General features: G+C 62.6%; 6 protein-coding genes. 3 read left to right on the top strand and 3 right to left on the bottom strand.

Going from position 1 to position 6,590, the window contains the following annotated elements; all coding sequences use genetic code 11:
- On the bottom strand, positions 1-615 hold a 615-nt coding region (locus tag ACQKQA_RS22450), incomplete at its 3' end, for an electron transfer flavoprotein subunit beta/FixA family protein (protein WP_427562550.1).
- A gap of 548 nt (positions 616-1,163) precedes the next feature.
- Here ACQKQA_RS22450 and ACQKQA_RS22445 point away from each other — a divergent pair.
- On the top strand, positions 1,164-2,828 hold the full coding sequence (locus ACQKQA_RS22445; protein WP_427562547.1) for an electron transfer flavoprotein-ubiquinone oxidoreductase: 1,665 nt from the start codon (positions 1,164-1,166) through the stop codon (positions 2,826-2,828).
- A 161-nt stretch (positions 2,829-2,989) separates the two neighbouring features.
- Here the strand turns inward: ACQKQA_RS22445 and ACQKQA_RS22440 are convergent, their stop codons facing one another.
- Positions 2,990-3,880 (bottom strand): AraC family transcriptional regulator N-terminal domain-containing protein, encoded by an 891-nt coding sequence (locus ACQKQA_RS22440; RefSeq protein WP_427562544.1) that lies wholly within the window; start codon positions 3,878-3,880, stop codon positions 2,990-2,992.
- A gap of 181 nt (positions 3,881-4,061) precedes the next feature.
- On the opposite strand from ACQKQA_RS22440, the gene ACQKQA_RS22435 reads away from it, so the two are divergent.
- A complete protein-coding gene (locus tag ACQKQA_RS22435; RefSeq protein WP_427562542.1) occupies positions 4,062-5,114 on the top strand; it encodes an NAD(P)-dependent alcohol dehydrogenase in 1,053 nt (350 codons plus the stop codon).
- Positions 5,115-5,194: 80 nt separating this feature from the next.
- Here the strand turns inward: ACQKQA_RS22435 and ACQKQA_RS22430 are convergent, their stop codons facing one another.
- Positions 5,195-5,674, bottom strand: coding sequence for an N-acetyltransferase family protein (locus ACQKQA_RS22430; protein ID WP_427562539.1), 480 nt, complete (start codon positions 5,672-5,674; stop codon positions 5,195-5,197).
- A 243-nt stretch (positions 5,675-5,917) separates the two neighbouring features.
- Here ACQKQA_RS22430 and ACQKQA_RS22425 point away from each other — a divergent pair, with 243 nt between their 5' ends.
- Positions 5,918-6,568, top strand: coding sequence for an HD domain-containing protein (locus tag ACQKQA_RS22425; protein WP_427562536.1), 651 nt, complete (start codon positions 5,918-5,920; stop codon positions 6,566-6,568).
- Positions 6,569-6,590 lie beyond the last annotated feature (22 nt).

Raw genomic sequence — 6,590 nt, 5'->3', positions numbered from 1 at the left:
ACCAGGGAAGTGCCGGACGTTTCCGCTGCGCGAGCGCCGGCGGCGAAGAGAACCGAAGCGCTGGCAAGTACAAGGAGAAGACGTTTGAACATGACTGGCCGCTGGCAGGTTCAGCGAAACGGTTTGCAGACCGCCGTCGATTTCACGGGTCACGGCAACCTTGTCGCCCGACACTTCGACCTTGGAGGCGAAAGTGCCTTGAGCGTAACCGCTCAGGGCCGCCAGCATCTGGCCGGTCTGGTTGTTGTCGCTGTCGATGGCTTGCTTGCCAAGGATCACCAGCTGCGGCTGTTCCTTGTCGACCACGGCCTTGAGCAACTTGGCCACGGCCAGGGAGTTCAGTTCATCGGCGGATTCGACGAGGATGGCACGATCAGCACCCAGCGCCAGGGCGGTACGCAGTTGCTCTTGAGCAGTAGCAGGACCGATGGAGACGACGACGATTTCAGTCGCTACGCCCTTCTCTTTCAGGCGTACGGCTTCTTCCACTGCGATTTCGCAGAAAGGGTTCATCGACATCTTGACGTTGGCGAGGTCGACGCCGGAATTGTCCGCCTTGACGCGAACCTTGACGTTGTAATCGACAACGCGTTTGACAGCTACAAGAACCTTCATGGATTCCTCGTTACTCTCCGGTGAAAAGAAAGTCGCCTAGGCGAGAACCTGGCGGTTGATGCTCATCGGGCACAAGGGCACCTCTAAAAACGCTGGCATGGACTCTTGCAACAGCAGACAGATGACCCTGCTCACGGGATGATGACCGTTCGTCAGTAGCGACTGGCCGGTCATTCTTTATCGCGGCGTGTAAACTGCGTGTTGCGTCACCTTTGTACTGCCTTCGCCCTGTCTTTAGAGGTGCTCTTGAAACCAACAGTCAGCCTACGGCGAGCGCAAAACCGACCGTATCTTGACCGGAACGCCTATTCTGGTCAATACGGCAAAATGGTCAGTCATAAGCCGCGTTTCTTCGATTCTACACGGCCTCCAGCAAATTCAAACAAACGTTTGTATTGGCCCCTGGGAGTGGTGTAGATATAATGCGCCGCCTAGAGAAAAAGGCGGGTCGTTCATTGTCCACTCCCCTGTCCGGCGGAGAAAATCATCGATGCGACACCCAACCTCCAATTAGAAAAAACCGTTGAGCCTTGAGTAGGAGATAGCCTGTGGAACGCGAATACATGGAATTCGACGTGGTCATCGTCGGTGCCGGCCCCGCTGGCCTGTCCGCCGCCTGCCGACTGAAGCAGAAGGCCGCCGAAGCCGGTAAGGAAATCAGCGTCTGCGTGGTCGAGAAAGGCTCCGAAGTCGGTGCTCACATTCTTTCCGGTGCGGTGTTCGAACCCCGCGCCCTGAACGAGCTGTTCCCGGACTGGAAGGAGCTCGGCGCCCCGCTGAACACTCCGGTCAAGCGCGATGACATCTATGTCCTGAAAAACGCCGACAGCGCCACCAAGGTTCCTGACTTCTTTGTGCCCAAGACCATGCACAACGAAGGCAACTACATTATTTCCCTGGGCAACCTGTGCCGCTGGCTGGCCCAGCAGGCCGAGAACCTGGGCGTGGAAATCTATCCGGGCTTCGCCGCCCAGGAAGCGCTGTTCGACGAGAACGGCGTGGTCCGCGGAATCATCACCGGCGACCTGGGTGTCGATCGCGAAGGCAATCCGAAGGAAGGCCTGTACACCCCCGGCATGGAACTGCGGGGCAAGTACACCCTGTTCGCCGAAGGCTGCCGTGGCCACATCGGCAAGCAGCTGATCAAGCGCTTCAACCTGGACAGCGACGCCGACGCTCAGCACTACGGCATCGGCCTCAAGGAAATCTGGGAAGTCGACCCGGCCAAGCATCAGCCAGGCCTGGTGGTGCACACCGCCGGCTGGCCGCTGGACATCATGGGCACCGAGAACACCGGCGGCTCCTTCCTTTATCACCTGGAAAACAACCAGGTGGTGGTCGGCCTGATCGTCGACCTGTCCTACAGCAACACCTACCTGTCGCCGTTCGACGAATTCCAGCGCCTCAAGCATCACCCGGTGCTCAAGCAGTACCTGGAAGGCGGCAAGCGCATCAGCTACGGCGCCCGCGCCATCTGCAAGGGCGGCCTGAACTCGCTGCCGAAGATGGTGTTCAAGGGCGGCGCGCTGATCGGCTGCGACCTGGGCACCCTGAACTTCGCCAAGATCAAGGGCAGCCACACCGCCATGAAGTCCGGCATGCTCGCCGCCGACGCCGTGGCCGATGCGCTGTTCGCCGGCTCCGAGGGCGCCGACGAACTGAACACCTATGTCGAGGCGTTCAAGTCCAGCTGGCTGTACGAAGAGCTGTTCGCCAGCCGCAACTTCGGCCCGGCGATCCACAAGTACGGCGCGATCATCGGCGGCGGCTTCAACTGGGTCGACCAGAACCTGTTCGGCGGCAAACTGCCGTTCACCCTGCACGACACCAAGCCGGACTATGCCTGCCTGAAACTGGCGGCGGACTGCAAGAAGATCGATTACCCGAAACCGGACGGCAAGCTCAGCTTCGACAAACTCAGCTCGGTGTTCATCTCCGGCACCAACCATGAAGAAGAACAGCCTTGTCACCTGAAGCTGGCCGATCCAAGCATCCCGCTGAGCAAGAACCTGCCGCTGTACGACGAGCCTGCTCAGCGTTACTGCCCGGCTGGGGTGTATGAAGTGATCACCCAGGAAGACGGCGAGAAGCGCTTCCAGATCAACGCCCAGAACTGCGTGCACTGCAAGACCTGCGACATCAAGGACCCGGCGCAGAACATCACCTGGGTCACGCCGGAAGGCTCGGGCGGCCCGACCTACCCGAACATGTAAGGCGTACACTGGAAAAAAAAGGCTCCCGAATGGGAGCTTTTTTTATGGCCTTCGCTCGCGGCTTCTGTAGGAGCACAGCTTGCGTGCGATAAGGCCGCAAACCGCGTCATCGTTCATCGCGGGCAAGCCCCGCTCCTACAGGGCAGTGCCCAACCAGCCCATCAGGCCGCTCGCTCATCTCCTGGGCTGCGCTCGAAGTAGCGTTTGTACTCGCGGCTGAACTGCGAGGTGCTCTGGTAGCCCACCCGATGCGCCACCTGGGCCACGCCCAGCCCCTCCCCCAGCAGCAACTGCTGCGCCTTGAGCAACCGCAGGCGTTTGAGGTACTGCACTGGCGACAGCAGCGTGCTGCGCTTGAAGTGTTCATGGAAGGTCGAGGCGCTCATGTTCGCGCAACGGGCCAGGGTCTCGACGTTCAGCGGCTCGGTGTAATGCTCGTGCAGGTGGTTCAGCGCGCCGGAGATCCGGGCGAAGCGCCCATGCTGCTCCGCCAGCGCGCGCAGCACATCGGCCTGGGGACCGCGCAAGACGGTGAACATCAACTCGCGCAGCCGCGCCTGACCCATGACCTTGCACTCCAGAGGATCGTGCAGGCAGCGCAACAGCCGCTCCACACAGCCGCGCATAGTGTCGTCGAGCACCACCGAGGTCATGGACTCCGGGGTCTGCGCCTGGATATCGCGACCCGCCGTCGCCCCCATCGCCAGCACCAGCTCCCCCAGCAACACCCGGTCGATGGCGATGGACACCCCGAACAATGGCGCGTCGGGCATGGCGAAAGTCTCGCACTCGAACGGCACCGACAGCGCCTGGATCAGGTAATGCCCAGCGCCGTACTCCAGGATCCGCGGCCCCAGATACGCCAGTTTGCTGCCCTGGACAATGATCATCAGGCTCGGCTCGTAGATCTGCGGGCCGCGGGCCACATCGCGACTGGCTCGCAGCACCTTGACCCCGGGCAAGTCCGTGGCGGCGAAACCCTCGCGGGTCGCAAGGGGCTGGATCAGAGACACCAGGGTGGCATTGGCATCGAGATGGCGGGTCAACAGCATGGCGAAAACTTCACGGAAAAAGGGATGAAAACATCATCGCAGGTCTCGACGCCAATGCCTCCACGCCAATGGCCGAAGGCGGAGGAATAGGCATGACATGGCGAGGAATCGCCATGTTCGCCCCCGGGAACGGCGCCGAGAATGGCACGCCTCACCTGTCAGTGCTTTTGCGAGGTCCATCATGTACACAGCCATCGGTTACGCCGCCCAGTCAGCCACCACGCCCCTCGCCCCCATGAGCTTCCAGCGACGCAGCCCGCGCCCGGACGACGTGGCCATCGAAATTCTCTACTGCGGTGTCTGCCATTCCGATATCCACCAGGCCCGCAACGAATGGGGCATCGCCGTGTACCCGCTGATGCCGGGCCACGAGATCGTCGGCAAGGTCACCGCCGTCGGCGCCCAGGTCACCCAACACAAGGTCGGCGACCTGGTCGGCGTCGGCTGCATGGTCGACTCCTGCCGCCATTGCGCAGCCTGCGCCGCCAACCTGGAGCAGTACTGCCTGGAAGGCCCGACCATGACCTACGCCACCCCGGACCGGGTCGACGGCAGCAACACCATGGGCGGTTACTCCGACAGCATCGTGGTCAGCGAGCACTTCGTGGTGCGCATCCCGGAGAAACTCGACCTGGCCAGTGCCGCGCCGATCCTCTGCGCGGGCATCACCACCTACTCGCCGCTCAAACATTACGGGGTGAAGGCCGGCGACAAGGTGGGCATTCTCGGCATGGGCGGCCTGGGCCACATGGGCATCAAGTTCGCCAAGGCCCTGGGCGCGGAAGTGACCCTGTTCACCCGCTCGGCGAGCAAGGCCGAGGAAGCTCGCCGCCAGGGCGCCGACCACGTGATCGTCTCCACCGATGCCGCACAGATGCAGGCTGCGGCCGGGCGCTTTGATTTCCTGCTGGACACCATCCCAGTGCAACACGACCTCAACCCCTACCTGGATACCCTGCGCTTCGACGGTGTGCATATCCTGGTCGGCCTGATCGAACCGGTGGACCCGCCCGTGCACAGCGCCAAGCTGGTACTGGGCCGTCGCGTGCTGGCCGGTTCGCTGATCGGCGGCATTGCCGAGACCCAGGAAGTGCTGGATTTCTGCGCCGAGCACAACATTGCCTGCGACATCGAAATGCTCGACATCCATGACATCAACGAGGCATACGCGCGGATGATCGCCGGCGATGTGAAATACCGCTTCGTCATCGACATGGCCACGCTCAAGCAATAAACCACGCCCTGCAGGAGCCAGGCTTGCCGGCGATCCAGACGCCGCGGTTCGTCAGACAGACCTCGCTCCTCGCCGGGAGATCAGCCCTGGGCAAAAGCCCGCAGCACATCCCCATCCATCCGGTACTTCACCCACTCTTCCTGCGGCTGCGCCCCCAGGGACTTATAGAACTGGATCGCCGGTTCGTTCCACTCCAACACGCTCCACTCGAAACGCCCGCAACCGTTGTCGCAAGCGATCCGCGCCAGGTGGCGCAGCAGTTGTTTGCCGGCGCCGCCGCCCCGTTGTTCAGGGGTGATGTAGAGGTCCTCCAGGTACAGGCAATTGCTGCCAAGCCAGGTGGAATAACTGAAGAAAAACACCGCGAAACCGATCGGCACGCCATCGCGCAGGCAGATCAGGCCGTGGGCCGTGGCGCCTTCGCTGAACAGGCTGCGCTCGATATCGGCGACGCTGGCGACGACCTCATGGCGAGCGCGTTCGTAATCGGCCAGCTCCATGATGAAGGCCAGGATTTGCGGTGCATCGCTGGGCACGGCTGGACGGATATCGACGGACATCGGCGGATCTCGGTTGGAAGGCAGGCGGCCATATTAGATCGACAGGGGAAGGACATGCACGGGCATTTCAACGCGATGCGCCCTGGCGTCGCGACGGGTGTCGTCCCTGCCGGGATCGACCGATACCTGTAGCCGCTGCCGCAGGGGGCACAGGATATTGAGATCGCAAGGCCATCGGCCTTATCGCAGCCTGCGGCAGCGGCTACAGTAGCGCCTGTCCACACGCTCATGGCTCCCCTTCAGATGACCTCCCCCGCTTTCGCCCCGCTGCCCGAACTGGCCACCAGCCTCCTTCCCCATGCGCTCGGCCCCGTCGACGATGGCGCCCACGACCTGTCGCACCTGCAGCGGGTGTGGGCCAACGTGCGGCGCATCGCCAGGGAAGATGGCGGCGACTTGCATGTGCTGCTGGCCGCCACCTTGCTGCACGATTGCGTGGCGGTGGAAAAGAACTCGCCCCTGCGCGCCCAGGCCTCGCGCCTGTCGGCAGAAAAAGCCTCGGCGCTGCTGCAGCAGCTGGACTGGCCCGACGCGAAAATCGCTGCGGTGGTCCACGCCATCGAAGCCCACAGCTTTTCCGCTGCCATCGAAGCCAACACCCTGGAGGCGAAAATCCTGCAGGACGCCGACCGTCTCGACGCCCTGGGCGCCCTGGGCGTGGCCCGCACCTTCTCGGTCGGTGGCCGGCTGAACCGAGCGCTCTACGACCCCCACGACCCGCAGGCAGAGCATCGCGACTACGACGACTCGCGCTTCACCCTCGACCACTTCCACACCAAGCTGCTACACCTGGCCGAGGGCTTTCAGACCATCACCGGCGCGCGTCTGGCACAGGTGCGCCATGCCCGACTGAAACGCTTCCTGGACGAGCTCATCGACGAAATCGGCGGCTGATGCGACGCCCTTACTCCGCTCT

Source organism: Pseudomonas sp. NPDC089530 (assembly GCF_050280705.1).
Taxonomy (GTDB): Bacteria; Pseudomonadota; Gammaproteobacteria; order Pseudomonadales; family Pseudomonadaceae; genus Aquipseudomonas.
This window is presented reverse-complemented; position numbering and strand designations above follow the sequence as displayed.

Bases quoted from the DNA above. Each gene is read 5' to 3' on its own strand.
- ACQKQA_RS22440 (WP_427562544.1), bottom strand. From the start codon at position 3,880: ATGCTGTTGACCCGCCATCTCGATGCCAATGCCACCCTGGTGTCTCTG.
- ACQKQA_RS22435 (WP_427562542.1), top strand. From the start codon at position 4,062: ATGTACACAGCCATCGGTTACGCCGCCCAGTCAGCCACCACGCCCCTC.
- ACQKQA_RS22430 (WP_427562539.1), bottom strand. From the start codon at position 5,674: ATGTCCGTCGATATCCGTCCAGCCGTGCCCAGCGATGCACCGCAAATC.
- ACQKQA_RS22425 (WP_427562536.1), top strand. From the start codon at position 5,918: ATGACCTCCCCCGCTTTCGCCCCGCTGCCCGAACTGGCCACCAGCCTC.